This window comes from Novosphingobium hassiacum (genome assembly GCF_014196055.1).
Classification (GTDB): Bacteria; Pseudomonadota; Alphaproteobacteria; order Sphingomonadales; family Sphingomonadaceae; genus Novosphingobium; species Novosphingobium hassiacum.
On the sequence record NZ_JACICY010000004.1, the window covers coordinates 165,004 to 191,181 of the forward strand.

Below are 26,178 nucleotides of genomic sequence, written 5' to 3' on the forward strand. Positions count from 1 at the left end.
ATTGATAGGGGTTGCGTTTTGGGGTGAGTGTCCCTCCACCACCTTCGGTGGCCCCCTCGCAATTGGGCCGTTGGGTTGAACACCTTACCGATGGCTTGGCGCATTCCCTTCGCGCCTTCCCCTTCGTGTCTCTGCGCCTTTGCGCGAAAATCCCTTAAGACCTTCTCCGCGCCTCTGCGCCTCCACGCAAAACAACCCTTCTTGCTTTCTACAGCTTGGGGTGCCTCCGCATTGTGCGTCCGAAGAAAAGCCTCATCCCGGGTCAAGCCCGGGAAGACGGAAATGTGGGTGGGAAGACGGGAATTGGGTGGAACGATGGAAAGGAGAGGGAAGTCGGCATCCCCCCACGCCCCTCACCGCACCAGCAACGGTGCCAGATAGTGCCCCGTGAAGCTCCGCGCGTTCTTTGCGACCACTTCCGGCGTGCCTGCCGCGACGATCTCGCCGCCGCGGACGCCGCCTTCGGGGCCGAGGTCGATGATCCAGTCGGCGGTCTTGATCACGTCGAGGTTGTGTTCGATCACGACGACGCTGTTGCCCTGTTCGACAAGGCGGTGGAGCACTTCGAGGAGCTTGCGGACATCTTCGAAGTGGAGGCCGGTGGTGGGCTCGTCGAGGATGTAGAGCGTCTGGCCGGTCGAGCGGCGGGCGAGTTCCTTGGCGAGTTTGACGCGTTGCGCCTCGCCGCCGGATAGCGTGGTGGCCTGCTGGCCGACCTTGACGTAGCCCAGCCCGACCTCGTTGAGCATGTGCATCCGGTCGCGGATCGGGGGCACGGCCTTGAAGAATTCCTCGGCGTCCTCAATCGTCATGTCGAGCACGTCGGCGATGGAGTGGCCCTTGAACTTCACCTCGAGCGTTTCGCGGTTGTAGCGTTTGCCGTTGCATTCCTCGCAGGTGACGTAGACGTCGGGGAGGAAGTGCATCTCGATCTTGATCAGGCCATCGCCCGTGCACTTTTCGCAGCGGCCGCCCTTGACGTTGAAGCTGAAGCGGCCGGGTTTGTAGCCGCGCGCGGCGCTTTCGGGCAGGCCTGCGAACCAGTCACGGATCAGGGTGAAGCTGCCGGTGTAAGTGGCGGGGTTGGAGCGCGGGGTGCGGCCGATGGGGGACTGGTCGATCTCGATCACCTTGTCGCAGTTTTCGAGCCCGGTGACGCGATCGTGCGCGCCCGCGATCACGCGCGCGCCGTTGAGCGTGCGCGCGGCGACGGCGTGGAGCGTGTCGATGGTGAAGCTCGACTTGCCCGAGCCGGAGACGCCGGTGATGCAGGTGAAGGTGCCGAGCGGGATCTTCGCACTGACGTTCTGGAGGTTGTTGGCGCGCGCGCCTTCGACGCCGATGAACAACCCGTTGCCCTTGCGGCGCTTTTTGGGAACCTCGATCCGGCGGGCGCCGGTCAGGTACTGGCCGGTGAGGCTGTTGGGGTTGTCGAGGATGTCCTGCAGCTTGCCTTGCGCGACGATTTCCCCGCCATGGACGCCCGCGCCGGGGCCGAGATCGACGACGTGGTCGGCGGTGCGGATGGCGTCTTCGTCATGTTCGACCACGATGACGGTGTTGCCGAGATCGCGCAGGCGTTTGAGCGTGACGAGCAGGCGATCGTTGTCGCGCTGGTGGAGGCCGATCGAGGGTTCATCGAGCACGTAGAGCACGCCCGAGAGGCCACTGCCGATCTGGCTGGCGAGGCGGATGCGCTGGCTCTCGCCGCCCGAGAGCGTGCCGCTGGTGCGATCGAGGTTGAGGTAATCGAGGCCGACGTTGTTGAGGAAGCCGAGGCGTTCGTTGATTTCCTTGAGAATGGCCTTGGCGATCTGCGACTGCTGGCTGGTGAGCTTGGCATCGAGATTGCCGTACCATTCGACCGCGGCGGCGACCGAGAGGTGGGTGACGGTGGAGATGTCGGTGCCGGCAACCTTGACGCTGAGCGCTTCGGGTTTGAGGCGGGCGCCGTGGCAGGTCTCACACGCTTGCGGGTTCTGGTACTTGGACAGCTCCTCGCGCATCCACGCAGATTCGGTCTGCAGCAGGCGGCGGTTGAGGTTGCCGATCACGCCTTCGAACGCCTTGTTGACGGTGTAGGACTTCTTGCCGTCGACAAAGGTCAGGGGCACGGGCTTGCCGCCGGTGCCGTAGAGGATGATCAGCTGGACCTCGCCCGAGAGCTGGTCCCACGGCGTATCGAGCTTGAAGCCGAAGTGCGCGGCCAGGCTGGCGAGGACCTGCATGTAGTAGGGCGACGGCGGGTTGGACTTGGCCCAGGGCACGACCGCACCCTGTTTGAGCGAGAGGTTTTCGTTGGGGACGACGAGCTGCGGGTCGAACAGCAGTTTCTCGCCCAGGCCATCGCAGGCGGGACACGCGCCTTGCGGGGCGTTGAACGAGAACAGCCGCGGTTCGAGCGCGTCGATGGTGAAGCCGCTGACGGGGCAGGCGAACTTTTCGGAGAAGACGATGCGGTTGGGCGGGAGGCCGGTTTTCTTCATGCCGGACTTTGCGCCCCCCTCCCGCTTGCGGGAGGGGTCGGGGGTGGGCGTGTTGTCGGTGGGCTCGGTTGACATGCCCACCCCTAACCCCTCCCGCAGGCGGGAGGGGGATTCGGCCAGCGCCTCAACCGTCGTGTCCGCCAGATCGATATACGCCAGCCCATCGGCCAGTTTCAGCGCCTGTTCGAAGCTGTCGGCCAGCCGCGTCTGGATGCCGTCGCGCACGGCGATGCGGTCGACGACCACTTCGATGTCGTGCTTGAGCTTCTTGTCGAGCGCGGGCGCGTCTTCGATGGCCATCATCTCGCCATTGATGCGGACGCGGGTGTAGCCGGCTTTCTGCCATTCGAGCAGTTCGCGGCGGTATTCGCCCTTGCGGCCGCGCACGGCGGGCGCGAGCAGGTAGGCGCGGGTGCCTTCGGGCAGCGCCATCACGCGGTCGACCATCTGGCTGACGGTCTGAGCGGCGATGGGCAGGCCGGTGGCGGGGCTGTAGGGGATGCCGACGCGCGCCCACAGCAGGCGCATGTAATCGTAGATCTCGGTCACGGTGGCGACGGTCGAACGCGGGTTGCGGCTGGTGGTCTTCTGCTCGATCGAGATGGCGGGCGACAGGCCGTCGATGTGTTCGACATCGGGCTTCTGCATCATTTCAAGGAATTGGCGCGCATAGGCCGAGAGCGATTCGACGTAGCGCCGCTGGCCTTCGGCGTAGATCGTATCGAACGCCAGGCTCGACTTGCCCGAGCCCGAAAGCCCCGTGATGACGATCAGGCTATCGCGCGGGAGATCGATATCGATCCCCTTGAGATTGTGTTCACGAGCGCCGCGGACGGAAATCATATTAAGAGACATGCGCGGCGGTGTTCCATATTTGTTCGGATTGAGCAAGGGGTCGCCTTACCCTCTCCGGCGATCATGGGCGCATGTGGGGAGTGTGGTGCCGCAACGCAATATGGTCGGGGGTGCCTGCTAGGCCCGCGAAGCTACGAACCAGTGCTTTTCGAACCAGAGCGCGAGGTTCACCAGCGCGATCAGCACGGGCACTTCGACCAGCGGGCCGATGACGGCGGCGAACGCGACGGGCGACGCCAGACCGAACGCGGCGATGGCCACGGCAATCGCCAGTTCGAAGTTGTTGGACGCCGCGGTGAAAGACAGCGCCGCAGTGCGCGGATAGTCTGCGCCGAGCGCCTTACCACCCGCAAAGGCGAGCACGAACATGACGACGAAAAACAGCACCAGCGGCAGGGCTACGCGCAATGCGTCGAGCGGCAGGGCGAGGATTTCACCGCCCTTGAGGCTGAACATCGCTACGATCGTGAACAGCAGCGCCACCAGCGTGATCGGGCTGATCGCAGGCAGGAAGCGGTGTTCATACCATTCGGCCCCGCGCGACTTTATCAGGATGCGGCGGGCGAGGAAGCCGGCGAGGAATGGCACGCCGAGATACGTCAGCACGGCCCGCGCGATCAGCCCGAAATCGATGGCGACGACTTGCGCCTCCAGCCCGAACAGAGGCGGCAGGACCGTCAGGTAAAACCACGCATAGGGCACGTAGAATACGATCTGGAACAGCGAGTTGAACGCGACCAATCCCGTCACATACTCCGGGCTGCCCTTTGCCAACTGGTTCCACACCAGCACCATCGCGATGCAGGGTGCAATGCCGATGAGGACCAGCCCGGTCATGTATTCGGGCTTGTCCGGCAGGAACAGCGCAGCCAGCGCGAACATGAAGGCAGGCGCGACCACCCAGCACAGGACGAATGACAGCGCGAGGATTCGCCCGTCGCGGAAGACTTGGCCGAGTTCTTCATAGCGCACTTTGGCGAGCGGCGGGAACATCATCAGGATCAAGCCGATGGCAATGGGGATGCTGGTCGATCCGACCGACATCGCGCCGAGCGCTTGCGGCACCCCCGGCACGAATGAGCCAAGCGCAATCCCCACGGCCATCGCCGTGAAAATCCACACAGTCAGGTATCGGTCGAGAAACGAGAGTCGCGGGCGTTCCGGTGCCAGTGCAAGCGTGGCCATCAGGCGGCTCCTTCCATTTGCCCGATCCGGGCGAGTTCATGCGTGAGCGCAGCGCGGTCCATCGTCTCGAACGGAAGGTCGAGGAACGCGCGCACGCGCATTTCCAGCCATGTCCAGGTCTGTTCGAACGCTGCATCGACGATATTGTCCGCGCCTTCGACGTCAGCGGGATCGGGCAGACCCCAGTGCGCCTTCAGCGGCGCACCGAAAAACACCGGACAGGCCTCGTTTGCCGCGTTTCCGCAAACCGTTATGGCCAGATCGATCGGGGGTGCGCCCGGTGCCGTGAACTCGTCCCAGCTTTTCGACCGGAAGCGCGAAGTTTCAATGCCCTTGCGCGCCAGCAAGCGGAGTGCGCCGGGATGGGGATGGCCCTTGGGTTTGCTGCCGGCGCTGAAGGCGGCGACCCTGCCCTTCCCCAAGGTCAGAAACATCGCTTCTGCGAGGATGGAGCGGGCGCTGTTGCCGGTGCAAAGGACAAGCACGCTGAAGGGTCGGTCGGTCATCGTATCAGGCCTCGCAACGGACGGGTTCGGCACAGTGGACGCCCCCGCAGCAGTTTTCGGAAAGGTAGCCCATCAGCGCATTCATGGTGCCATAATTGGCCGAATAGATGATCGAGCGGCTTTCGCGGCGGCTCGTAACCAGACCAGCGTTGGCGAGTTGGGCCAGGTGAAAGCTCATCGAGGACGCCGGAGCGCCCACAGCTTCGGCCAGAACCCCTGCCGGCATGCCATCAGTCCCCGCCTGGACCAGCAGGCGGTAGGCAGACAGCCTGTGTTCCTGCGCAAGGGCACCGAGCGCGCGGATTATGGCATCTGCTTCCATCTCATAATCCCATGATTCGATTTTAATCGAAATATCAAATTGTGAGAGGGGGTCAAGAGGCGAGACAGGTTGTCGATAGGCCCACCCCCGACCCCTCCCGCTGGCGGGAGGGGGGAAGTGTTGCGCTTTGGGTGGGAGCAAGCTTGTGTTCACGCGTTGTGCGTCAGGCGAGGGGTGTATTTGTTGGAGACTATCGTTGTGAGCGCAAATTCGTTTCGCAAGTTTGCTGCGCCGCTGGTGATGATCGCCCTGATCGGCGCGCCTGCGGTGGCTCAGGCGGCCAAGCCTGACCTTGGTAAAAAGGCCTGTGCGCAGGAGGCGCGCAAGTTGTGTCCGGCGGAGATGAAATCATTCAGCCGCAAGAAGGTGGAGGCGTGCATGATTGCCAAGATCGAGCAGACTTCTGCGACCTGCCATTCCGCGATGCTGCGGATCAAGGCCGAGCGCGGGATCGTCGACAAGCGTTAGTGCGCGGTCGGCGCTTCGCCGTTGTAGAGCGCGCCGGATTCGCTGCGGATGCGGACCCACAGCAATGTGGCGTTGAGGATCGTGAACAGCACCGCGATCCATAGCAATCCGAAGGTGAGCGGCAGGACCGCGATTTCGGCGGTGACCACGCAATAGTTGGGGTGGCGCAGGAAGCGGAACGGGCCTCCGGTGACGAGTGGCGCGCCGGGTAGCACGATCACGCGGGTGGTCCAGCGCTTGCCGAGCGTTGCAAGCACCCAGACGCGCATGGCCTGCAGCACCGCGAAGATCGCTAGCAGCACCATGTTGACCGGGCGTCCGCCGACGGTGAGCCATAGCGCGATCAACCATGCGGCGTGCATCGTCACCATCGCGGGATAGTGGCCCGCGCCGATCTCTATCGCGCCCAATGCGCGCAGATGGGCGGTATTGCGTTTGGCGATGACCAGTTCGGCCAGACGTTGCAGCGTGACGAATGCCATGATCGCATAGGGCAACGTGATCATGCCGCGCACCGCAGGGTGACGGTGCTGGCGGTGAAGCCGGGGCCGAGCGCGGTCAGCACCGATAGTGGCGGGAGGCCCTCTGCGCGCACGCGGTCGAGCACGAACAGCGCGGTGGGCGCGGACATATTGCCGTGGCAGCGCAGGACTTCGCGTTCGTGATCGAGCGAGCCCTGGTTGAGGCCGAGCGCGACTTCCATGGCATCGACGACTTTCGCGCCGCCGGGGTGGCAGATGAAGCGGTCGACATCGCCTATTTGCAAGTTCTGGGGGGTGAGCATCTGCTCCATCGCCTCGCCCATGTTACGCCGCGCGAACGCGGGGATGGCGCGGTTGAGGACGACGCCGAGGCCGCTGGTCTCCATCGCCCAGCCCATGATGTCGAGCGTGTCGGGCCAGGTCTTCTCGGCGCTGCCGGTCAATTGGACGAAGCCTTCGTCGCCCGATCTGACGACGCAGGCCGCTGCGCCATCGCCGAACAGGGCTGTGGCGATGACGTCGGCCTTGCCCACCCCATCGGTGCGCAGGGCGAGGCTGCACAGTTCTACGGTGACGAACAGCACGGTCGATCCGGGCGTGGCGCGGGCGAGCCTTGCGGCAAGGCCGAGGCCAGAGACGCCGCCTGCGCAGCCGAGGCCGAACACGGGCACGCGCGAGACGTCGGCTCGAAAGCCCATCCGGGCCATCGCGCGAGCCTCAAGGCTTGGGGTGGCGATGCCGGTGGAGGAAACGGTGACGATGGTGTCGACGTCGGCAGCATCGAGGCCTGCCTTGGTCAAGGCATCGGTCGCGGCGGTGACGAAGAGGTCGAGCGCGACTTCGAGATAGACAGCCGTGCGCTCGGTAAAATCGCGAGGGGAGAGATACCATTCGACCGGGCGTGCCAACTGGCGCTCGGCAATGCCGGCGTTGGCGAAGACCGAGGTCATGCGCTCGAAATCGCGGAAGCTGCCCGCGAGCAGGTCACGCGCTGTTTCGAGCGCGGTCTCCTGTGTGAGCGTGTGTGGCGGGGTCGCCGTGGCGAGCGAGAGCATCGTAACCGGTACCGTCATGCGTTTCCTGACTGACCGGGCGACCGGTATTCTTCGTTGCGACAGAAACGAACCTTCGCCATGTGGGTTCCTTGGCGGCGTACGCGCATCGATCGCCATTGATCAAGAGTGGCTGCACCATTTGACTGGGTCTGCAATGAACAACGACGTCATGCCGGCCGCCAGCCTGCGCACATGGATCGGTTTCGTGGCCATGTGCCTGGGCATGTTCATGGCGATCCTCGACATCCAGATCGTGGCGACATCGCTGCCGACGATCCAGACCGCGCTGGGCATCCAGACCGACCAGATGGTGTGGGTGCAGACCGCGTACCTGACCGCCGAGATCGTGGCGATCCCGCTGACCGGGTACTTCACCGGGCTGCTGGGGATGCGCTGGCTGTTCGTTGTCGCGGTGTGCCTGTTTACCGCCGCATCGGCCGGTTGCGCGCAAGCGCAGGATTTCGAGACGCTGATCGCGTGGCGTATCGTGCAGGGGTTTGCGGGCGGGACGCTGATTCCGGCGGTCTTCTCGGCAGTGTTCCTGCTGTTCCCGGTGCGGAGCCAGGCGGTCGCGACGACCATCGCCGGTGTGGCGGCGGTGCTTGCACCCACGGTTGGGCCGATCGTCGGCGGGTGGATCACGGAAAGCTGGTCGTGGCACTGGCTGTTCCGCATCAACATCGTGCCCGGCGTGCTGGCGGCGGTGGTAGCGACGCTGACCTTGCGGGGCGGGGCCGCCAACCAGCGCAACCCGCGCGCCTTCGACGTGATCGCGCTGGTGGCGTTGGCGCTGGCGCTGACCGCGTTCGAGATCGGGCTGAAGGATGCGCCGACGCTTGGGTGGGGTGCGCCACGCGTTGCCGGCCTGCTGGCGGTCAGCGCCGCGGCGGGCGCGTTGTTCGTGGTCAAGACGTTGCGCTCTGCCTGGCCGCTGGTCGAGCTGAAGTGTTTTGCCGATCGCAACTTCGCAATCGGGTGCGGATTAAGCTTTGCGCTGGGCATCGGGCTGTTCGGATCGACTTACCTGATGCCGTTCTTCCTTGGGCTGGTACGCGAGCACGGCGCGCTGCGTATCGGCGAGATCATGCTGGCGACGGGCATCGCGCAACTGGTCGCCGCGCCGTTTGCGGTCATGCTCGAGCGGCGGGTGGACGCGCGGTGGCTGAGCATTGCTGGGTTTGCGCTGTTTGCAGGCGGCTTGCTCCTGAGCAGCCGCCAGACGATCGACACGGATGCGGCTGAAATGATGGTGCCGCAGATCCTGCGCGGAGCGGCGATCATGTTCTGCCTGCTCCCGCCGACCCGGCTTGCGCTCGGCCAGTTGTCGGAGCGGCTGGTGGCGGACGGCAGCGGGCTGTTCAACCTGATGCGCAATCTGGGCGGCGCGGTCGGGCTGGCGCTGATCGACACGGTGATCTTCAGCCGGAGCGCGACACATGCGACCGATATCGTCGCCAAGCTGCAGGACGGCGATGTGACCACGGCGGTCGCAATCGGCATTCCGCGGGATTCGTTTTTGGAGCAGGTGGGCCAGCCGCCCGATGAGTTCGCGCAGGAAATGGTGCGCCCGCTGGTCGAGAAGGCCGCGCTGGTCCATGCGATCAATGACGCGTGGTTGATAATCGGCATTCTTACCGCAATCGCGCTGCTGCTGGTGCTGTTCGTAAGGCGAGCGCCACGGACAGCTTAGCGAGCGCGATTTCGAGCGATTAACCGGCAACACCTTTGTTGTGTCTTGCTGGAACAATTCTCAACTTTGTCGAAACCATACAATTTTAGGCTACGTAAACTTGCTAGGTGGGGCTATCGAAAGATCAGGAGCACTTCCTAGCGTCATGGTTATTACCTTGCCCTCCCACCGCCAACCCCCGGCGCAGAGCTTGTTCTGCGGTCGCGACGGCACGTGGGAAGTGCCCGCAGGTGATCGGCCGGCGATTTCGATGGAAGTGCGCGAAAGCTTCACTGCGCATTTTGCAGCTGATTTCTGTGCGGCGATGACCGAACGGCGGCACGAAAACGACGTGAAGAGCGCCAACGCTGCCTGAGGGTTTCGTGTCAAGCGGGCGCTAGAGCGCCAGTGCCTGATGGCCGCGCTCACCAAGCCAGCGTGCAGTCATGCCCCATACTTTCGCGATCACCTGTTCTGACAGCGCCTTTTGCGGCGCACCCAAGGCAGCGACGCGGCCCTTATCGAGCACGACGACGTGATCGGCGGTGTTCATCGCCAGCGCGAGGTCATGGACGACGAGAACGACGCCCGCGCCTTCTTGCGCGAGTTGGCGCAGGCTGATCACGAGCGACCGCTGGTGGGCAAGGTCGAGCGCGGCCAGCGGTTCGTCGGCCAAAATCCACTGCGGTTGGGTTGCCAGAACGCGGGCGAGCAGCGCGCGGGCTCGTTCCCCGCCCGACAGCGTGGCGATCCGGCGGTCAGCGAAGTCTCCGAGCTGCATCGTCGCCATGGCCTCGTCGATCACGCGGGCATCTTCCAGCGCCGAGGTACGGTGCGGCAGGCGGCCCAGCCCGACAAGCGTGCGGACAGAAAGGTTCCACGCAACGTGCGCCGTCTGCGGCAGGTAACCGATCCGGCGGGCGCGCTCGTCGGCAGGGATCTGGTCAAGCGGCTGGGCGGTCAGGGTCACCGTGCCCGACACGGGTGCGATCAACCCCGTGAGTGCACTGAGCAATGTCGACTTGCCCGCACCGTTCGGTCCGCAGATCGCAGTCACCCGTCCGCGCCCCAATTGCGCGGTCACATCATGCAGGCGTGCAGGAATGGTCAGGCCATGCGCTTCGAGCATCACGCCAGTTCCTTGCGCATTTTGAGCAGGAGGCGGAGGAAGAACGGGGCTCCGGCAAGGCTGAGCGCGATGCCGAGGCGCAACTCGCCTCCCGCCAGCGGCAGGATGCGGCACAGGCAATCGGCGATCAGCAGCAGCAGCGCCCCGGCCAGTGCCGAGGGCAGCAGCGTGGCCGAGGGGCGCTGGTCGGTGAACGGGCGGACGAAATGCGGGACCATCAGGCCGACGAAGCCGATCATGCCTGCGACCGCGACGCCGCTGCCGACGATCAGGCCGACGCCTGCGATCATCAGCCACAACAGGCGCGATGGCTCGAACCCGAGTGAGCGGGCAGCGTCCTCACCCAGGCTCAGCGCGTCGAGGCCGGGCGCGGCGCGCCACAGCGCGACCATGCCGATTGCGGTGAGCGGGGCGACGAGGCGGACTTCGTGCCAGCTGCGGTCAGCCAGTGCACCCATCAGCCAGGTCACGATCTCGGACAGTGCGAAGGGGTTGGGCGAAAGGCTGATGGCAAGGCTGGTAAGCGCGCCTGCCAGACTGGCGATCATCATGCCGGCCAGCGTGAACAGCGCGATGCCGCCGCTGCGTCCGGCGATCAGGGCGAGCAGCGCCATCGCCCCGCCCGCGCCGATCAGCGCGAACAGCGGGAGCAGGATCGCTTGCGCCTGATAGCCGGAGTAGAACGACAGGACCGCGCCCAGCGCGGCGGCGGGTGCGATGCCGAACAGGCCGGGATCGGCGAGCGGGTTGCGCAAGTAGCCTTGCATCGCTGCGCCAGCCGCGCCGAGGCCTGCACCAAGGATCAGGGCGAGGATGGCGCGCGGGAGGCGCAGTTCGATCAGGATTGCGGTGGCGTTGGGGACCGGGGGGCCGAATGGGTCGATCCAGACCTGGCCTGCGAGGAGCGAGAGCGGGAGGGTGATTGCGAGGGCCAGCGCGAGGCCCTTCGACAGACTCAGGGTGAGCGGGGGTTTTGGGCCGGTCATGGGTTTTGCCCGATGGGGCGAACAGGCCCTCCCCCAGCCCCTCCCGCAGGCGGGAGGCGAGCAAGTTGGCGGCGGACTTGGGCCAGACGTTGTGCGGCGGCGATGATGGTGGGGCCGCCGCAGTAGAGGAGTTTGGGATCGAGTTTGGCGCGTTTTGCGGTGAGCGATGTCAGCGCAGGGTGATCGAGGACGCGGTCGTCGCCCCTGCCCGTTTCTGCCGTCTGGCCCGCAACGAGGATCAGCGCGGGGGGATCGGCAAGCATCTTTTCGAGCGGCAGGAAGTCGGCCTGGCCAAGGCCGCGCGCGGCGGCGAAGTTGGTGAAACCGGTGTGGCGCAGGAGGTCGGCGATCAGCGTGCCCTCGCCCGGGACCATGCCACCCGATTGCCAGACGACGGTGGGGATTGACCGGGTGTCACGCGGGGCGGTGGCTTTGAGCGCGGAGTCGATGCGCGCGACGAGGGCTTCGCCGCGTGCCGGATGGCCGGTGAGCGCTGCGACATGGCGGATCTGGGCGCGACTGTCGGCGATGGTTGCGGTCATGCCGATGGCTTCGAAGCGCAGCCCCAGGCGGTGATAGGCGCTGGCGGTGGCGGGATCGATGAAAGTACTGCCCAGCACGATGTCGGGGCGAAGCGCGAGCACTTCCTCGACCGTGCCGCGCGTGGACGGCAAGCCTTGCGCGACGCTCGCGTCCATCGACGAGGAGCGTGGGTCCTTGCTGTAGTGAGAGATGGCGAGGATCTGCGCGGGATCGGCAACTTCGGCGAGGATCGCGTCGGTGCACGGGTTGAGGCTGACGATGGTCGGGCGGGCGATTGCGGGCGGTTGGGGGCTGGCGTTGGATTGGGGGATGCAGCCAGCGAGGAGGATCGTCGCCAGCGACAGGCCCACCCCCAACCCCTCCCGCAAGCGGGAGGGGGGCTTTTTGCGTTGCGCTTTGCAGGCGCGGCGCTGGATCAATAGCGTGCCCGGATGCCGACGAACGCCGAGCGGCCCCATGTGCCGTAGTCGGCGACGGTCTGGTAGGACTGATCGAACACGTTTTCGACGCGACCGAACAGTTCGACCTTTTCGGTGACGGGGAAGCTGGCGCGCACGGTGGTCAGCGGGTAACCGTCGAGGCGGCGGGTGTTCGATGCATTGTCATAGCTGTCCCCGACCATGCGCAAGTCCGCACCAAGGGTGAGGCCAGCGAGCGGGCTTGTCCAGTCGCCCGACACGGTCAGTGCGTGGCGCGGGCGGCGGGCGAGGTCCCTGCCGTTGTTGGCGTTGCCCGGGGTAAGGTTGCGCGATTCGACATAAGTGTAGGCGGCGCGGACCTGCAGGGTGTCGCTCGGGCGGGCACCGAGTTCGAGTTCAACGCCTTCGGCGCGGGCTTTGCCGATGTTGTCATAGAGCCCGAACGGGCGCGTGGCGCAGGCGTTCAGGCTGGCGCACGAAACGAACGCGATCAGGTTGCGGCTGTCGCGGCGGAACACCGTGGCCGATGCGTGGAGCGCGCCATTGCGGCTGCCCCATTCGAGGCCTGCGTCGTAGCTCTTGCTGCGTTCCGGGACGAGGCCCTTGTTGCCGTAGTCCGAGAGCAGTTGATAGAGCGTCGGGGCCTTGAAGCCTTCGCCGTAGCTGGCGCGCAGGCGCAGGCTTTCGGTCAGCTCGAACGAACCGTTCGCGCCGAACGTCCATGCCGAGCCGAAGCGGCTGTGATCGTCATAGCGCACGCCTGCCGCGATGCTGGCGCGATCGGTGCTGTAGCCGAGCAGCGCGTGGCCGCTGGTCAGGTTCGCCTTGGCTTCGGCGTCGAAATCGCTGGAAAAGCGCGTCCATTCGCTGTCCGCGCCGAAATCGAGCGTGAAATCGGCGGGCAGGTTCAGGCGTCCGGTCAGGTCGGCGCGCTCCGAGCGGCCCTTGTAGCCGTAGGACGGGTCGTTCGCCGTGTCGTCCGCGAAGTAATCGCGCTTCGTATCCGACAGGGCGAAGCCGGTGTTGAGCGTGAGCGCTTCACCGACGTAGCGCAGACCAACGCGGCCCGAGGCTTGGCGCGTGGTCTGGTATTCAGGCGTATCGCCGAAGCTGAACGTCGGCGGGCCGAAGCCGTCGATGTCGGTGCGGGTATCGGCGTAGCGCGCAGTGGCGACGACGCTGAGTTCCTGCGTGATGTTCAAGCGGCCACGCCCGCCGACGCGCCACTGGCGGAAGCCGTCGGGCTCGGTGCCGACTGCGGCGGCGGAGATGCCGTCGCTGCGGGCGTAACCGCCGTTGAGGGTGATCGCGCCTTGGTCGGACGAGATGCCCGCTGCGGCGTCCGCCGTGTAGCTTTCATTTGCGCCGTATTCGGCGCTGGCTTCGACGCCGTTGAAATCGCGCGACTGGACCGCGATTACACCGCCGATGGCCGCGCTGCCCCAGACAACCGAGTTCGAGCCGCGCAGCACGTCGATACGCTCGATCCCGCCCGGTGTCAGCGTGCCGAAGTCGAATCCGCCCGAGGGGGCCGAGACGTCTTCCATGCGCACGCCATCGACGAGGACAAGCACCTGTTCGGCGTCCGAGCCACGCAGTCGCACGCCGGTGAAGCTGCCGGGGCCGCCGTTGCGGGAGACGGTCAGGCCGGGGACGCGCTCGAGCACCCGGGTGATGTCCGGGCCTTGGATCGACTGGATTTCGTCAGCTGTGATGACGGTGATCGGCTGGCCGAGGCGGTCGATGCGAACTTCGCTGCCGGTGGCGACGACAGTGATTTCTTTCGCCGACGGCAAGCGAACGCCAACAGGATCGAAGGTCGCAAGATCTTCGTCTTGCGCGAACGCCGGGGTAGCGACGGCAAGCAAGGAAACAGAAATGAGAAACTTCTTCACGACATAACTCCACGGCCACGAACGGAATTGCCGTTCGTGGCGGGAGGAGCGCTGGGCCAAAAAGGCGCGCCTCGTCGCGTGCGCCCGGTACACCCCGCCCGGCCGCGGAACGACGACCATCGGCAGGTTTCCTGGCTCCCGGGTCATCGTGCGTCGCCCGCCTTCCCAGCGCCGGGATCGAATCCGGCACCAGTGGCTTCACTGGGCGACGCGCTATCCGGTTACAGTTGCGGGGGCAGCGCCGGTATCAAACCGGCTTCCCTCTTAGCCCGTTCGACGGGGCACCGTTGGCGTCGGCGGCGGAACTAGCTGCAACAATGCTGCACTGCAAGAGGCGTCATGCACTTTGGGGCAGGTCATCCTCCCTTCCCTCGTCAATGCGAGCGCCGCGAAGCGGAGCGAAGCTTCGCCTCCTCGCAATGACGAGGGTGGGGACGCTAAGCCTGTTCAAATACATGAGTTAACCGGATCGAAGGGGGATGTGCCGCATCGGGACAGCGCCAAAAGCGCGGATGCATCGTCGCCATCGCGGGGTTAGCGGGAGGTTCGGTTTATCAGGATTCCTTGTCCCGCCATGCCGCTCGATATTACCTATCGACCAATTGCCCTGCCCGCGCTGCAAGCGCGTGAGGCTGACGCACGGTTGTGGGCTGAGGACATGCGTCCGCGCGATTTCGCCGCGCGCATCCGGCGGCACGATATGGGTTCTATCCGGAAGGGGTTGCGGGCACCCTCGCTGCTGCGCCAGCGCGCGGTCGGCGTGGCGATGTTCGGGATGCTCGGGATGGTGCTCGGCCCGATCGGCTGGGGCGAAGCGGGTGGCATCCGTACGGCTTCGGCGCAGGAGCGGATGGCGGGACTCCAGCCGTTCGAGCGAGCGGGCGAGAGCTTTCCCGGATCGGCGTTCTACTGGCTCGCGCCCGAGGAAACGGGTCTTGTCGCGCCCGCGCAGGCGCAATCGGCGTGGGATGCACGGCGCGACGATCAGGAGGGCGGCATCGGCGTGGCCGCGCGTCCGGTCATGGCGACGGGCAGTGGCGAGGACCGCTGGCGCGCGTTGCAGTGCCTGACTGCGGCGATCTACTACGAAGCCGCCAGCGAACCGGACGCCGGGCAGCGCGCGGTGGCGCAAGTCGTGCTCAACCGCGTGGCGCATCCGGCCTGGCCCAACACCGTGTGCGGCGTGGTCTATCAGGGGTCCGAGCGGCCCTCGTGCCAGTTCAGCTTTGCCTGCGACGGATCGCTTGCGCGCAGACCGATGAAGGCGTTCTGGGACCGCGCGCGGCGCGTGGCGGCCGATGCGCTGGCGGGATACGTCTATGCGCCGGTCGGCCTCGCCACGCATTACCACACCACGGCGGTGCATCCTTACTGGGCGCCGAGCCTGCACTTCATCGGCACGATCGGCGCGCACCGGTTCTATAATTGGGCGGGCAACGCCGGACGGCCTGGATCGTTCACCGCGCGCTATGCCGGTGGCGAACCGATCGCCGCGCCGCATCCGCGCACCTGGACACCCACGCCCGCCGATGTGGCAGATCCGCTGACGCTAGAGAAGGCGTTCGAGGAAGGCCGGATCGTGGCTGCTTCGGCGGTTGTCTCACCTGCGCCGACCTATGCCGCGCCGCTGCAGCAACGCGGCGGCGACACCCTGTTCCGCGCGCAGACCCTGCCGGGCGGCAAGGCGGTTGCGGGCGAAGCGCCGACATCGGGCAGCGGCTCCGTCCTGCCGGGGTACGAGAACGCGAACAAATGGATCGCGCAGCCCGGGGCTTGAGCGGCGCTATCTATTCGCCCGAATGCCTACCCCGTTCGTGTCGAGCGTAGTCGAGACACAGCACGCAGTGTCTCGACTACGCTCGACACGAACGGGACTTGTTTGATGCCCCCTCAACTCATCGCAAAATCGTGTCGAACCGCGTGGTTATCGCTTCCTTTACCGTGTCATCCAACGGTCTCTTAGCACGACATGGCCTAGACGGGTTGCGTCGAGGCGGTGAACACCGTCGTGGAGATATGGAACCCCATGCTGCGTTTTGCCCCCCGTTACGGTATCGTTTCCCCCTGCATGGCGCGCCCGATTTTGGGCAGGCACGTGCGGGCGGTGAACGACAATGCCGAGGAATGGTGCGCCTCCTGGCCGCAGGAAAGCGCCGCGCTGGATACCGCTCTGCGCCTGTTCGCGGCGCACGGCTTTTCGGCAGCGGCACGGGCGCGCGATGCCGCGGAGATTGCCGAGGGTAGCGGCGATGGTGACCGCGCGGGCTTCTGGCTCGAAGTGTGCCGCACGCTCGACCGCCGCATGGCGCGCGATTTCCAGCGGCGCAAGCACAGCTGATATTTCATAGATGATGTGAGAGGTGCCCTGAGCCCCCTTCTCTGAAGAGGAGGGAGTTGGGGGTCGTGGCGTCTGGCGGGAAGAAGAGTAAAGACACCACCCCCGGCCCCCTCCTCTGAAGAGGAGGGGGAGCAAAGAACACACCCCTATCGCTATTGCGAACTGTTATCGAAAAAACCCGGAATTGCGGGGTTTTTCGCGGTTGCATTCGTGTGCGCGCGGGCTTAGTGGCCATGGCATATTCCGGCGCTTCCCTGTCTCGCGGGGTACGGGGAGTGCTGGGCCGATTTCGGGTGTGTCACCACTTGTCCGCCTGCGATCCGGTTGTCTTGTATGCTTGTCCCCGCGAACGGGAAAGGACCGTAAAGCATGGCACGCAAGAAGATCGCGCTCATCGGCGCAGGCAATATCGGTGGTACTCTGGCCCACCTCGCCGCCCAGAAGGAACTGGGTGATATCGTCCTGTTCGACGTGGTCGAAGGCGTGCCCCAGGGCAAGGCGCTCGACCTGTCGCAGTGCGGCCCGGTCGAAGGTTTCGACGCCAAGATCACCGGCACCAATGATTATGCCGACATCGCAGGCGCAGACGTGATCATCGTCACCGCCGGTGTCGCCCGCAAGCCCGGCATGAGCCGCGACGACCTGCTCGGCATCAACCTCAAGGTGATGAAGGCTGTCGGTGAAGGTATCGCTGCCAATGCACCCGACGCATTCGTCATCTGCATCACCAACCCGCTCGACGCGATGGTCTGGGCACTGCGCGAATTCTCCGGCCTGCCGCACAACAAGGTTGTCGGCATGGCAGGCGTGCTCGATTCGGCGCGCTTCTCGACCTTCCTCGCATGGGAATTCGGCGTTTCGATCCGCGACGTGAACACGTTCGTGCTCGGCGGCCACGGCGATACGATGGTGCCGGTCACCCAGTATTCGACGGTTAACGGCATTCCGGTGCCTGACCTCGTCAAGATGGGCCTGTCGAGCCAGGAAAACATCGACGCGATCGTGCAGCGCACGCGTTCGGGCGGCGGCGAGATCGTCGGCCTGCTCAAGACCGGCTCGGCGTTCTACGCGCCAGCCGCTTCGGGCATCGCGATGGCTGAGGCTTACCTCAACGACCAGAAGCGCATCCTGCCTTGCGCAGCCTACGTTGATGGCCAGTACGGCGTCGACGGGCTGTACGTCGGCGTTCCGGTGCTGATCGGCGCTGGCGGCGTCGAAAAGGTTATCGAGATCGAACTCGACGATGCCTCGAAGGCCGGCCTGCAGGTCTCGGTCGACGCGGTCAAGGAACTGCTGGAAGCCTGCAAGGGCATCGACGGTTCGCTGGTCTAAACATTCGTTGAAGTGCGCCCCCGCGCAGGCGGGGGCCTCGGGCCGGATACGACAGGTCTCGCCCGGCCTCACCAGGTCCCCGCCCCCCCAGGTGTTTCTGGCGCGGGGAATCAGAATTCAGGAGTGAATGCATGTCCATTCTCATCGACAAGAATACCAAGGTCATCACGCAGGGCATGACCGGCGCGACCGGCACGTTCCACACCGAACAGGCGCTGGCTTACGGCACGCAGATGGTCGGCGGCGTGACCCCCGGCAAGGGCGGCACGACGCATATCGGCCTGCCCAACTTCAACACCGTGCATGAAGCCAAGGCCGCCACGGGCGCGACCGCATCGTGCATCTACGTTCCGCCGCCGTTCGCCGCCGACTCGATCCTTGAGGCGATCGACGCCGAGATGGAGCTGATCGTGGCGATCACCGAGGGCATTCCGGTGCTCGACATGGTCAAGGTCAAGCGCGCGCTGGTTGGCTCCAAGAGCCGCCTGATCGGTCCGAACTGCCCCGGCGTACTGACGCCGAACCAGTGCAAGATCGGCATCATGCCGGGTTCGATCTTCAAGGAAGGCACCGTCGGCGTGGTCTCGCGCTCGGGTACGCTGACGTATGAAGCCGTGTTCCAGACGACCAACATCGGCCTTGGCCAGACGACGGCTGTCGGCATCGGTGGTGACCCGGTCAACGGCACCAACTTCATCGACATCCTCGAGCTGTTCCTGGCTGATGACGCGACCAAGTCGATCATCATGATCGGCGAAATCGGTGGCGACGCCGAAGAGCAGGCCGCGCAGTTCCTGATCGACGAAGCCAAGCGCGGGCGCAAGAAGCCGATGGCCGGCTTCATCGCGGGCCGCACGGCGCCTCCGGGCCGCCGCATGGGCCACGCCGGCGCGATCGTTTCAGGCGGCAAGGGCGATGCGGACAGCAAGATCGCGGCGATGGAAGCCGCCGGCATCAAGGTCTCGTCCTCGCCTTCGCTGCTGGGCGAAACGCTGGCCGAAGTGCTGAAAGAGCGCGTTTGATTTCGAGGGGCGCTCAAAAAACCAAACTTGCGTTCCCGCGAAGGCGGGGACCTCGGGAGGCCGGGTGCGCTCTTTGATCAGCCGCTCTGCCATGAGGCCTGAGGCCCCCGCCTTCGCGGGGGAGCGGGAAATGTGTGGCGGCGTGATGGGTGGATTTCGGTTCAGCTAAATGAAGCCCGGATACGTCTACATACTGACGAACAAGCCGGGCGGAGTTTTGTATATTGGTGTTACCAGCGACCTTGCAAACAGGGTTGCCCAACACCGCAGCAGGGCGGTTTCGGGGTTCACCCGAGATTACAACTGCGAACGGCTGGTCTGGTGTGAGGCGTTCGACAGCATCGAAGATGCGCGGATGTTCGAGCACCGGATGAAGAAGTGGAACCGGGCTTGGAAAGTCGCCCGGATCGAGGAACGGAACCCCGATTGGCGGGATCTGTTCGAAGACGGTCTGATGCCTTGAGCTTCCGAAAGGTGGCGCTTGGTGCCTGAGGCCCCCGCTTTCGCGGGGGCGCGGTGCAGGACCTGAAGGTTTTGCGTCCCCGCGCAGGCGGGGACCTCGGGAAGTAGCGTGTTAACGCCTGAGGCCCCCGCCTTCGCGGGGGTGTCGGCTCCACCGCCACCTGAGGCCCCCGCCTTCGCGGGGGAGCAATTCAAGAGATGAATGCGAATTGCGGTTTTGTCCGAAGCCCCCAGCCTCCCCGGGGGATCAGGAGTTGATAATGGGTCAAGAAGTACACGAGTTCGACGTGGATCCCGCGCAGGACGGTCCTCAACCGGGGCCATCATGGGCGAGCAAGCGGTGGCCGGTGACCGACGCCGCGGCGGGCGACGACCTGACCCAGGCGATGGACCCGATGGCGATGAAGCTCGTCATCGAGAAGGCCGCAAAGAAGGGCGGCGCACCGCAACTGGATGAAGCCGCGCTGCAGCAGGCGGCGCTCGATTCGATCCGCGCGATGACCCTGATCCGCACCTATCGCGTGCGCGGGCATCTTGCCGCCGATCTCGACCCGCTGGGCCTAGCCCGCCAGAAGCTGCCTGCCGACATCGCGCCCGAATACCACGGCTTCACCGCTGCCGACATGAGCCGCAAGGTCTATATCGGCGGCGTGCTGGGGCTGGAATGGGCGACGCTGAACGAGCTGGTCGCGATCCTGCGCGCCAACTACTGCGGCCACATCGGCTTTGAATACATGCACATTTCCGATGTGGAGGAGCGCCGCTTCATCCAGGAGCGGATCGAGGGTGGCGACAAGACGGTCGACTTCACCCCCAACGGCAAGAAGGCGATCCTTGCTGCCGTCGTGCGCGGTGAACAGTACGAGAAGTTCCTCGGCAAGAAGTACGTCGGCACCAAGCGCTTCGGCCTCGACGGCGGCGAATCGATGATCCCGGCGCTCGAAGCGCTGATCAAGTACGGCGGCCAGCTGGGCGTGCGCGAGATCGTGTATGGCATGGCCCATCGCGGTCGTCTGAACGTGCTCGCGAACGTGATGGCCAAGCCCTATCGCGTGATCTTCCACGAGTTCTCGGGTGGCACTGCCAACCCCGAGGATGTGGGTGGTTCGGGCGACGTCAAGTACCACCTCGGCACCAGCACGGACCGCGAATTCGACGGCATCAAGGTGCACATGAGCCTTGTGCCCAACCCTTCGCACCTTGAGACGGTCGATCCGGTCGTGCTCGGCAAGGTGCGCGCGCAGCAGGTGTTCCGCGACGATATCGGCTCAGACGTCGGGCCGGACGCGCGGCACAAGCAGGTCCTGCCGATCCTGATCCACGGCGACGCTGCGTTTGCCGGACAAGGCATCGTGTGGGAGTGCTTCGGCCTGTCGGGCGTGAAGGGCTACAACACCGGCGGTTGCATCCACTTCATCATCAACAACCAGATCGGGTTCACCACCAGCCCGCAGTTCTCGCGTGGATCGCCTTATCCGTCGGACGTGGCCAAGGGCGTTCAGGCGCCGATCCTGCATGTCAACGGCGACGATCCCGAAGCCGTGACCTTCGCCTGCAAGCTGGCGATCGATTACCGCCAGAAGTTCGGCCGCGACATCGTGGTGGACATGTGGTGCTACCGCCGCTTCGGCCACAACGAGGGCGACGAGCCGTCGTTCACCCAGCCGCTGATGTACGCCAAGATCCGCCAACATCCCCCGGTCAGCAGCATCTATGCTGAGCGGCTGGTGGGTCAGGGCGTGATCGACAAGAACCACAAGGGCGAGGTCGAGAGCCACTTCACCGCCGCGCTCGAGGCCGAATTCACCGCAGCGAAGGGCTACAAGGCCAATGAGGCCGACTGGTTCGGCGGTCGCTGGTCGGGGCTGAACAAGCCCGCAGACCCGGTCACCGCGCGCCGCAACGTGGCCACCGGCATCGACCAGAAGCTGTTCGACAGCCTTGGCCGCACGCTGGCCACCGTTCCCGACGACCTGACCGTCCACAAGACGCTCTCGCGGGTTATCGACGCCAAGCGCGAGATGTTCTCGAGCGGCTCGGGCTTCGACTGGGCGACCGCGGAAGCGCTCGCCTTCGGCAGCCTCGTCACCGAAGGTTACGGCGTGCGCCTGTCCGGTCAGGACTGCGGACGCGGCACCTTCAGCCAGCGCCACGCGGTCTGGGTCGACCAGACCAGCGAGCGCAAGTACGTGCCGCTGACCACCCTGCCCCACGGCCACTTCGAAGTGCTCGACAGCACGCTTTCGGAATATGGCGTGCTCGGGTTCGAGTACGGCTATGCCAGCGCGGACCCCAAGAGCCTGGTGCTGTGGGAAGCGCAGTTCGGCGATTTCGCCAATGGCGCGCAGATCGTGATCGATCAGTACATCGCCGCATCCGAAGCCAAGTGGCTGCGCGCCAATGGCCTCGTCATGCTGCTACCGCATGGCTACGAAGGACAGGGACCGGAGCACTCCTCCGCACGCCTCGAACGCTTCCTGCAGCTTTGCGCCGAAGACAACATCCAGGTGTGCAACATCACCACGCCGGCCAATTACTTCCACGTGTTGCGCCGTCAGATGCACCGTTCGTTCCGCAAGCCTTTGATCATCATGACCCCCAAGAGCCTGCTGCGCCACCCGCTGGCCAAATCGGTGACGTCCGATTTCGTCGGCGAAGGGCACTTCATGCGCATCCTTTCGGACACGCATGGCGCGCCGGACAAGGACACCAAGCGCGTCGTGCTGTGTTCGGGCAAGGTTGCTTACGACCTGATGGAAGCGCGCGATGCTGCGGAACTGGCCGACGTTCAGATCATTCGGCTGGAGCAGCTCTACCCGTTCCCGGGCGAGCCGCTGGCGCTGCGCCTGTCGCGCATGCCCAATCTTGAGCACGTGGTGTGGTGCCAGGAAGAGCCCCGCAACAACGGCGCGTGGTTCTTCGTCGAGCCGATGATCGAGGAAACGCTCAAGGCGGCGAAGTCGAAGGTCACGCGGGCGCGTTATGCCGGGCGCAACGCGGCGGCATCGCCTGCGACGGGCCTCGCCAGCCGCCACCTCAGCCAGCAGGGCGCGCTTGTTGCCGATGCGCTGGGCCTGTCGGTGCGTGGTGAGATCCGCCGCCAGAAGAAGAACTGATCTGTGATTTTCCTTCCCCCGAGGATTGAACTATGTCGATTGAAGTGAAGGTTCCGACGCTGGGTGAAAGCGTCAGCGAAGCAACTGTCGGCCAGTGGCTGAAGAAGCCGGGCGAGGCCGTGGCGCTGGACGAGCCGATTGTCAGCCTCGAGACCGACAAGGTCGCCGTCGAAGTACCCGCACCTGCCGCTGGCGTGCTCGGGGCTTATGCCGCGAACGAGGGTGATACGGTATCGGTCGGCGCGCTGCTCGCGCTGATCGAGGACAGCGTCGCCGCTGCCGGTGGACAGGCGCCCGCGCCGCGTACCGAAGCGCCGGTCGAGCCCGCATCAGACACGCTGCCCAAGAACGCAATCGCTGCCGATGCTGCCGCGCCGAGCGCCGATGTCTCGGTGCTCTCACCTGCGGTGCGCCGCGCGGTGCTTGAATACGGCATCGACCCTTCGAGCGTGAAGGGCACCGGCAAGGACGGCCGCCTGACCAAGGAAGACGTAACCGCCGCAGCGCAGGCCAAGCAGGCTGCACCCGCGCCCGCCGCAACGGCTCCTGCAGCCGCCCCTGCCCCGGTTGCTGCTGCCCCTGCAGGCGGTCGCAACGAGGAACGCGTCAAGATGACGCGTCTGCGCCAGACCATCGCCAAGCGCCTGAAAAGCGCGCAGGAAACCGCCGCTCTGCTGACCACGTTCAACGACGTGGACATGAGCGCGGTGATGGAAGCGCGCGCGAAGTACAAGGACGTGTTCGAGAAGAAGCACGGCGTGAAGCTCGGCCTCATGTCGTTCTTCGCCAAGGCTTCGGTGCTGGCGCTGAAGGACATTCCTTCGGTCAACGCGCAGATGCAGGGCGATGAAATCGTCTACTTCGACTACGTCGATATCTCGGTCGCGGTCTCGGCCCCGAACGGACTGGTCGTGCCGGTGGTGCGCAACGTCGACAAGATGAGCTTTGCCGACATCGAGAAGTCGATTGCCGACTATGGCAAGAAGGCCCGCGATGGCGCGCTGACCATGGACGACATGAAGGGCGGCACGTTCACCATTTCGAACGGCGGCGTGTTCGGTGGCCTGATGTCCACCCCGATCATCAACCCGCCGCAGTCGGCCGTGCTCGGCCTGCACCGCATCGAGGATCGCCCGGTGGTCCGCAATGGCGAGATCGTGATCCGCCCGATGATGTACATCGCGCTGTCATACGACCATCGCATCATTGACGGACGCGAGGCGGTGACGGCACTGAAGACGATCAAGGAAGCGATCGAGGATCCGACGCGGTTGCTGATCGATTTGTGAATTCGAACCCAACTTCGTCATTCCCGCGAAGGCGGGAATCCAGGCGACGTTGGACTGGATTCCCGCCTTCGCGGGAATGACGAGGCGGTTGATTGCTAAGTGCCGCTCATGCTGAGCTTGTCGAAGCATGGTCGCGCAACGGAGGCCGAATAATGGCTGAATACGACTACGACGTTCTTGTCATCGGTGCCGGCCCCGGCGGTTATGTTGCCGCCATCCGCGCGGCGCAACTCGGGCTGAAGACGGCCTGTGCCGATGGGCGCGAGACGCTGGGCGGGACTTGCCTTAACGTCGGGTGCATTCCGTCCAAGGCGCTGCTGCACGGGTCGGAGAAATTCGACGAGGTACGCAACGGCACGTTCGACCTGTACGGCATCAAGACCGGGCCGGTGACGCTCGACCTGACCGCGATGCAGGCGCAAAAGCTGGATTCGGTCAAGAGCCTGACCGGCGGCATCGAGTTCCTGTTCAAGAAGAACAAGGTGACCTGGCTCAAGGGCTATGCCGCGTTCGAGGACGCGCATTCGGTGACTGTCGCGGGCCAGAAGGTGACCGCGAGGAACATCGTGATCGCCACGGGTTCGAGCGTTACTCCCTTGCCGGGCGTGACCGTGGACAACGATGCGGGCGTGATCGTTGACAGCACCGGGGGCCTCGCGCTGAACCGCGTGCCGGAACACATGGTCGTCATCGGCGGTGGCGTGATCGGGCTTGAGCTGGGCTCGGTGTGGCGGCGTCTTGGTGCCAAGGTGACGGTCGTCGAATTCCTCGACCAGTTGCTGCCCGGCATGGATGGCGACGTGCGCAAGGAAGCCGCCAAGATCTTCAAGAAGCAGGGCATGGACCTCAAGCTCTCGACCAAGGTCACGGGCGTTGCTGTCGATGGTGGCAAGGCAACGTTGACCGTCGAACCTTCGAAGGGCGGCGAGGCTTCGACGATCGAGGCCGATTGCGTGCTGGTGGCCATCGGGCGGCGTCCCTATGTCGATGGCCTCGGCCTCGACAAGATCGGACTGGAAGTCAACGCACGCGGTCAGGTCGAGACCGACCACGATTTCCGCACCAAGATTGATGGCGTCTGGGCGGTCGGCGACGTCATTCCCGGCCCGATGCTGGCGCACAAGGCCGAGGACGAGGGTATCGCGGTCGCCGAGAACATCGCTGGCCTTACCGGCATCGTGAACCACGACCTGATCCCCGGCGTGGTCTACACCTTCCCCGAATTCGCAGGCGTTGGCCTGACCGAGGAAGCGGCGAAAGAGAAAGGCGAGATCAAGGTCGGCAAGTTCCCGATGCTCGCCAACAGCCGCGCCAAGACCAACCATGAGCCAGACGGCTTCGTGAAGGTGATCTCCGACGCCAAGACCGACCGCGTGCTCGGCGTGTGGTGCATTGCATCGGTCGCCGGCACGATGATTGCGCAGGCGACGCAGGCCATGGAATTCGGCGCGACCAGCGAAGACATCGCCTATACCTGCCACGCTCACCCGACTCATGCGGAAGCGCTCAAGGAAGCCGCCATGGCGGTTACGGGCAAGCCGATCCACATGTGATCGGCGCAAAGGCGCTGCGCAGTTCTCCCCCCTCCTCTTCAGAGGAGGGGCCGGGGGTGGTGCCTTCCTTTTTCCTTCACGCCCGACGGCACCACCCCCAACCCCCTCCTCTGAAGCGGAGGGGGCTTGAGGTCGGCCCTTTTCGTTTGAACGGCGTTGGCGACGGGACTAGGTGCAAACCAACATATCGAAGGAACCCCAGACATGTCGATCAAGCTTACCCTGACCGAAGACGAAGCCGAGATCCTGATCGATGCGCTCGACGCCGACATGGAAGGCTATCTCGAAGCGGCCAAGGAAGCGCGCGGCAACACGCGTCGCGAGGAAATGAAGACCTTCACCGAAGCGGCCGAGCGCATCGGCGCACTGAAGGCGCGGCTGGAAGCGCTGATCGGCGCCTGAGGCTTGTGGATACGCTCCCGACGCCCGGCCTGACCGCAGTTATAGGCGGGCTGGACCTCGTCGGGATTGCGGTGTTTGCACTGACTGGCGCGCTGCTCGCGGCAAAGCTGCGGCAGACGTTCGTGACGATGGCGTTCTTTGCGCTGGTAACCGGCGTCGGCGGCGGATCGGTGCGTGACCTGCTGATCGGCGCGCCCGTGTTCTGGGTGCGCGATCCGTGGGTTGCGCCTGTGTGCATGGGCGTGGCGCTGCTGGCGTGGTTCACGCCCAGCCGCTGGTGGGACAAGCCGGTGCTGGAATGGGCTGATGCTGCAGGTTTGGGGGCTTATGCTGTGCTCGGCACCGCCAAGGCGCTGGCATACGGCGTGACGCCCGTGCCTGCGGTGCTGATGGGCGTAATCACCGGCTGCGTCGGCGGGATCATTCGCGATGTACTGGCCGGACGCCCCTCGATCCTGATGCGGCCCGAGCTGTACGTGACGGCGGCGGCGCTGGCGGCGGTGGTGTGCGCTGGCGGCGCCGCGCTGGGACTGCCCAACGCGGTGGTGTGGCCGATTGCCGCACTCGCCGGGTTCGGCCTGCGCGGCGCGGCAATCTGGTGGCGGCTGGGTTTGCCGGTCTACAACTTTCAGCAAAAAGACAGATAGACCTATCCCGTTCGTGC

23 protein-coding genes and 1 riboswitch are annotated in these 26,178 nt (G+C 65.1%); of the genes, 13 read left to right on the forward strand and 10 right to left on the reverse strand.

Features of this window, described 5'->3' with window-relative positions; genetic code table 11:
• Positions 1–353 precede the first annotated feature (353 nt).
• The 4 genes from uvrA to GGQ88_RS10215 all read right to left on the reverse strand — a co-directional run bounded on the left by uvrA (position 354) and on the right by GGQ88_RS10215 (position 5,354).
• A complete protein-coding gene (gene uvrA, locus GGQ88_RS10200) occupies positions 354–3,341 on the reverse strand; it encodes an excinuclease ABC subunit UvrA (protein ID WP_183613057.1) in 2,988 nt (995 codons plus the stop codon).
• A gap of 117 nt (positions 3,342–3,458) precedes the next feature.
• Positions 3,459–4,526 carry an ACR3 family arsenite efflux transporter gene (gene arsB / locus GGQ88_RS10205; protein WP_183613058.1) on the reverse strand — a complete coding sequence of 356 codons (1,068 nt, stop codon included), beginning with the start codon at positions 4,524–4,526 and terminating at the stop codon, positions 3,459–3,461.
• Positions 4,526–5,032 carry an arsenate reductase ArsC gene (locus GGQ88_RS10210; protein ID WP_183613059.1) on the reverse strand — a complete coding sequence of 169 codons (507 nt, stop codon included), beginning with the start codon at positions 5,030–5,032 and terminating at the stop codon, positions 4,526–4,528. The genes arsB and GGQ88_RS10210 overlap by 1 nt, the downstream gene beginning before the upstream one ends.
• Before the next feature lie 4 nt (positions 5,033–5,036).
• Positions 5,037–5,354 (reverse strand): ArsR/SmtB family transcription factor, encoded by a 318-nt coding sequence (locus GGQ88_RS10215; RefSeq protein WP_183613060.1) that lies wholly within the window; start codon positions 5,352–5,354, stop codon positions 5,037–5,039.
• A gap of 198 nt (positions 5,355–5,552) precedes the next feature.
• Between GGQ88_RS10215 and GGQ88_RS10220 the strand changes: the two genes are divergently transcribed.
• Positions 5,553–5,822: a hypothetical protein gene (locus GGQ88_RS10220; protein ID WP_343057165.1), complete on the forward strand. Its 270-nt coding sequence runs from the start codon at positions 5,553–5,555 to the stop codon at positions 5,820–5,822.
• On the opposite strand, the gene GGQ88_RS10225 is transcribed toward GGQ88_RS10220, so the two are convergent.
• Entirely contained in the window at positions 5,819–6,328 is a 510-nt protein-coding gene (locus tag GGQ88_RS10225) for an isoprenylcysteine carboxyl methyltransferase family protein (RefSeq protein ID WP_183613061.1), read from the reverse strand. The two genes, GGQ88_RS10220 and GGQ88_RS10225, sit on opposite strands and share 4 nt — an antisense overlap.
• Positions 6,325–7,377 carry a type III polyketide synthase gene (locus tag GGQ88_RS10230; RefSeq protein ID WP_183613062.1) on the reverse strand — a complete coding sequence of 351 codons (1,053 nt, stop codon included), beginning with the start codon at positions 7,375–7,377 and terminating at the stop codon, positions 6,325–6,327. Before GGQ88_RS10230 ends, GGQ88_RS10225 begins: the two co-directional genes overlap by 4 nt.
• Before the next feature lie 136 nt (positions 7,378–7,513).
• Here GGQ88_RS10230 and GGQ88_RS10235 point away from each other — a divergent pair, with 136 nt between their 5' ends.
• Entirely contained in the window at positions 7,514–9,049 is a 1,536-nt protein-coding gene (locus tag GGQ88_RS10235; protein ID WP_183613063.1) for a DHA2 family efflux MFS transporter permease subunit, read from the forward strand.
• 145 nt (positions 9,050–9,194) lie between these two features.
• On the forward strand, positions 9,195–9,404 hold the full coding sequence (locus tag GGQ88_RS10240) for a hypothetical protein (protein ID WP_183613064.1): 210 nt from the start codon (positions 9,195–9,197) through the stop codon (positions 9,402–9,404).
• 21 nt (positions 9,405–9,425) lie between these two features.
• Here the strand turns inward: GGQ88_RS10240 and GGQ88_RS10245 are convergent, their stop codons facing one another.
• The 4 genes from GGQ88_RS10245 to GGQ88_RS10260 form a co-directional block, all read right to left on the reverse strand.
• Complete coding sequence (locus GGQ88_RS10245; RefSeq protein ID WP_183613065.1) at positions 9,426–10,157, reverse strand: ABC transporter ATP-binding protein; 732 nt, start codon at positions 10,155–10,157, stop codon at positions 9,426–9,428.
• Positions 10,157–11,143, reverse strand: a complete 987-nt coding sequence (locus GGQ88_RS10250; RefSeq protein ID WP_183613066.1) for a FecCD family ABC transporter permease — start codon at positions 11,141–11,143, stop codon at positions 10,157–10,159. The genes GGQ88_RS10245 and GGQ88_RS10250 overlap by 1 nt, the downstream gene beginning before the upstream one ends.
• Entirely contained in the window at positions 11,140–12,036 is an 897-nt protein-coding gene (locus GGQ88_RS10255; protein ID WP_343057166.1) for an ABC transporter substrate-binding protein, read from the reverse strand. The genes GGQ88_RS10250 and GGQ88_RS10255 overlap by 4 nt, the downstream gene beginning before the upstream one ends.
• A 65-nt stretch (positions 12,037–12,101) precedes the next feature.
• Complete coding sequence (locus GGQ88_RS10260) at positions 12,102–14,000, reverse strand: TonB-dependent receptor domain-containing protein (protein ID WP_183613068.1); 1,899 nt, start codon at positions 13,998–14,000, stop codon at positions 12,102–12,104.
• Between the two features lie 104 nt (positions 14,001–14,104).
• A riboswitch (cobalamin riboswitch) is annotated at positions 14,105–14,304 on the reverse strand.
• A gap of 270 nt (positions 14,305–14,574) precedes the next feature.
• Here GGQ88_RS10260 and GGQ88_RS10265 point away from each other — a divergent pair.
• From GGQ88_RS10265 to GGQ88_RS10310, 10 genes are all read left to right on the forward strand, one after another.
• Positions 14,575–15,777 (forward strand): cell wall hydrolase, encoded by a 1,203-nt coding sequence (locus tag GGQ88_RS10265; protein WP_183613069.1) that lies wholly within the window; start codon positions 14,575–14,577, stop codon positions 15,775–15,777.
• 291 nt (positions 15,778–16,068) lie between these two features.
• Positions 16,069–16,338, forward strand: coding sequence for a hypothetical protein (locus tag GGQ88_RS10270; RefSeq protein WP_246385824.1), 270 nt, complete (start codon positions 16,069–16,071; stop codon positions 16,336–16,338).
• A gap of 369 nt (positions 16,339–16,707) precedes the next feature.
• A complete protein-coding gene (mdh, locus tag GGQ88_RS10275; protein ID WP_183613070.1) occupies positions 16,708–17,670 on the forward strand; it encodes a malate dehydrogenase in 963 nt (320 codons plus the stop codon).
• A 131-nt stretch (positions 17,671–17,801) separates the two neighbouring features.
• A complete protein-coding gene (gene sucD, locus GGQ88_RS10280; protein ID WP_183613071.1) occupies positions 17,802–18,692 on the forward strand; it encodes a succinate--CoA ligase subunit alpha in 891 nt (296 codons plus the stop codon).
• A gap of 169 nt (positions 18,693–18,861) precedes the next feature.
• Positions 18,862–19,155 (forward strand): GIY-YIG nuclease family protein, encoded by a 294-nt coding sequence (locus tag GGQ88_RS10285; RefSeq protein WP_183613072.1) that lies wholly within the window; start codon positions 18,862–18,864, stop codon positions 19,153–19,155.
• 259 nt (positions 19,156–19,414) lie between these two features.
• Positions 19,415–22,270 (forward strand): 2-oxoglutarate dehydrogenase E1 component, encoded by a 2,856-nt coding sequence (locus GGQ88_RS10290; RefSeq protein WP_183613073.1) that lies wholly within the window; start codon positions 19,415–19,417, stop codon positions 22,268–22,270.
• 32 nt (positions 22,271–22,302) lie between these two features.
• A complete protein-coding gene (gene odhB / locus GGQ88_RS10295) occupies positions 22,303–23,559 on the forward strand; it encodes a 2-oxoglutarate dehydrogenase complex dihydrolipoyllysine-residue succinyltransferase (protein ID WP_183613074.1) in 1,257 nt (418 codons plus the stop codon).
• Between the two features lie 152 nt (positions 23,560–23,711).
• Complete coding sequence (gene lpdA / locus GGQ88_RS10300) at positions 23,712–25,112, forward strand: dihydrolipoyl dehydrogenase (RefSeq protein ID WP_183613075.1); 1,401 nt, start codon at positions 23,712–23,714, stop codon at positions 25,110–25,112.
• 204 nt (positions 25,113–25,316) lie between these two features.
• On the forward strand, positions 25,317–25,514 hold the full coding sequence (locus tag GGQ88_RS10305) for a hypothetical protein (RefSeq protein ID WP_183613076.1): 198 nt from the start codon (positions 25,317–25,319) through the stop codon (positions 25,512–25,514).
• A gap of 5 nt (positions 25,515–25,519) precedes the next feature.
• The gene (locus GGQ88_RS10310; RefSeq protein WP_183613077.1) at positions 25,520–26,161 is read left to right on the forward strand and encodes a TRIC cation channel family protein; all 642 of its coding nucleotides are present in this window, start codon (positions 25,520–25,522) and stop codon (positions 26,159–26,161) included.
• Positions 26,162–26,178: the final 17 nt, after the last annotated feature.

Excerpts from the sequence above, each read along its gene's own strand:
- mdh (WP_183613070.1), top strand. The coding sequence starts at position 16,708 with ATGGCACGCAAGAAGATCGCGCTCATCGGCGCAGGCAATATCGGTGGT.
- GGQ88_RS10240 (WP_183613064.1), top strand. The coding sequence starts at position 9,195 with ATGGTTATTACCTTGCCCTCCCACCGCCAACCCCCGGCGCAGAGCTTG.
- GGQ88_RS10225 (WP_183613061.1), bottom strand. The coding sequence starts at position 6,328 with ATGATCACGTTGCCCTATGCGATCATGGCATTCGTCACGCTGCAACGT.
- arsB (WP_183613058.1), bottom strand. The coding sequence starts at position 4,526 with ATGGCCACGCTTGCACTGGCACCGGAACGCCCGCGACTCTCGTTTCTC.
- GGQ88_RS10265 (WP_183613069.1), top strand. The coding sequence starts at position 14,575 with ATGCCGCTCGATATTACCTATCGACCAATTGCCCTGCCCGCGCTGCAA.
- GGQ88_RS10290 (WP_183613073.1), top strand. The coding sequence starts at position 19,415 with ATGGGTCAAGAAGTACACGAGTTCGACGTGGATCCCGCGCAGGACGGT.
- GGQ88_RS10285 (WP_183613072.1), top strand. The coding sequence starts at position 18,862 with ATGAAGCCCGGATACGTCTACATACTGACGAACAAGCCGGGCGGAGTT.
- odhB (WP_183613074.1), top strand. The coding sequence starts at position 22,303 with ATGTCGATTGAAGTGAAGGTTCCGACGCTGGGTGAAAGCGTCAGCGAA.
- GGQ88_RS10235 (WP_183613063.1), top strand. The coding sequence starts at position 7,514 with ATGAACAACGACGTCATGCCGGCCGCCAGCCTGCGCACATGGATCGGT.
- sucD (WP_183613071.1), top strand. The coding sequence starts at position 17,802 with ATGTCCATTCTCATCGACAAGAATACCAAGGTCATCACGCAGGGCATG.
- GGQ88_RS10305 (WP_183613076.1), top strand. The coding sequence starts at position 25,317 with ATGTCGATCAAGCTTACCCTGACCGAAGACGAAGCCGAGATCCTGATC.
- GGQ88_RS10250 (WP_183613066.1), bottom strand. The coding sequence starts at position 11,143 with ATGACCGGCCCAAAACCCCCGCTCACCCTGAGTCTGTCGAAGGGCCTC.
- uvrA (WP_183613057.1), bottom strand. The coding sequence starts at position 3,341 with ATGTCTCTTAATATGATTTCCGTCCGCGGCGCTCGTGAACACAATCTC.
- GGQ88_RS10230 (WP_183613062.1), bottom strand. The coding sequence starts at position 7,377 with ATGACGGTACCGGTTACGATGCTCTCGCTCGCCACGGCGACCCCGCCA.
- GGQ88_RS10215 (WP_183613060.1), bottom strand. The coding sequence starts at position 5,354 with ATGGAAGCAGATGCCATAATCCGCGCGCTCGGTGCCCTTGCGCAGGAA.
- lpdA (WP_183613075.1), top strand. The coding sequence starts at position 23,712 with ATGGCTGAATACGACTACGACGTTCTTGTCATCGGTGCCGGCCCCGGC.
- GGQ88_RS10270 (WP_246385824.1), top strand. The coding sequence starts at position 16,069 with ATGGCGCGCCCGATTTTGGGCAGGCACGTGCGGGCGGTGAACGACAAT.
- GGQ88_RS10245 (WP_183613065.1), bottom strand. The coding sequence starts at position 10,157 with ATGCTCGAAGCGCATGGCCTGACCATTCCTGCACGCCTGCATGATGTG.
- GGQ88_RS10210 (WP_183613059.1), bottom strand. The coding sequence starts at position 5,032 with ATGACCGACCGACCCTTCAGCGTGCTTGTCCTTTGCACCGGCAACAGC.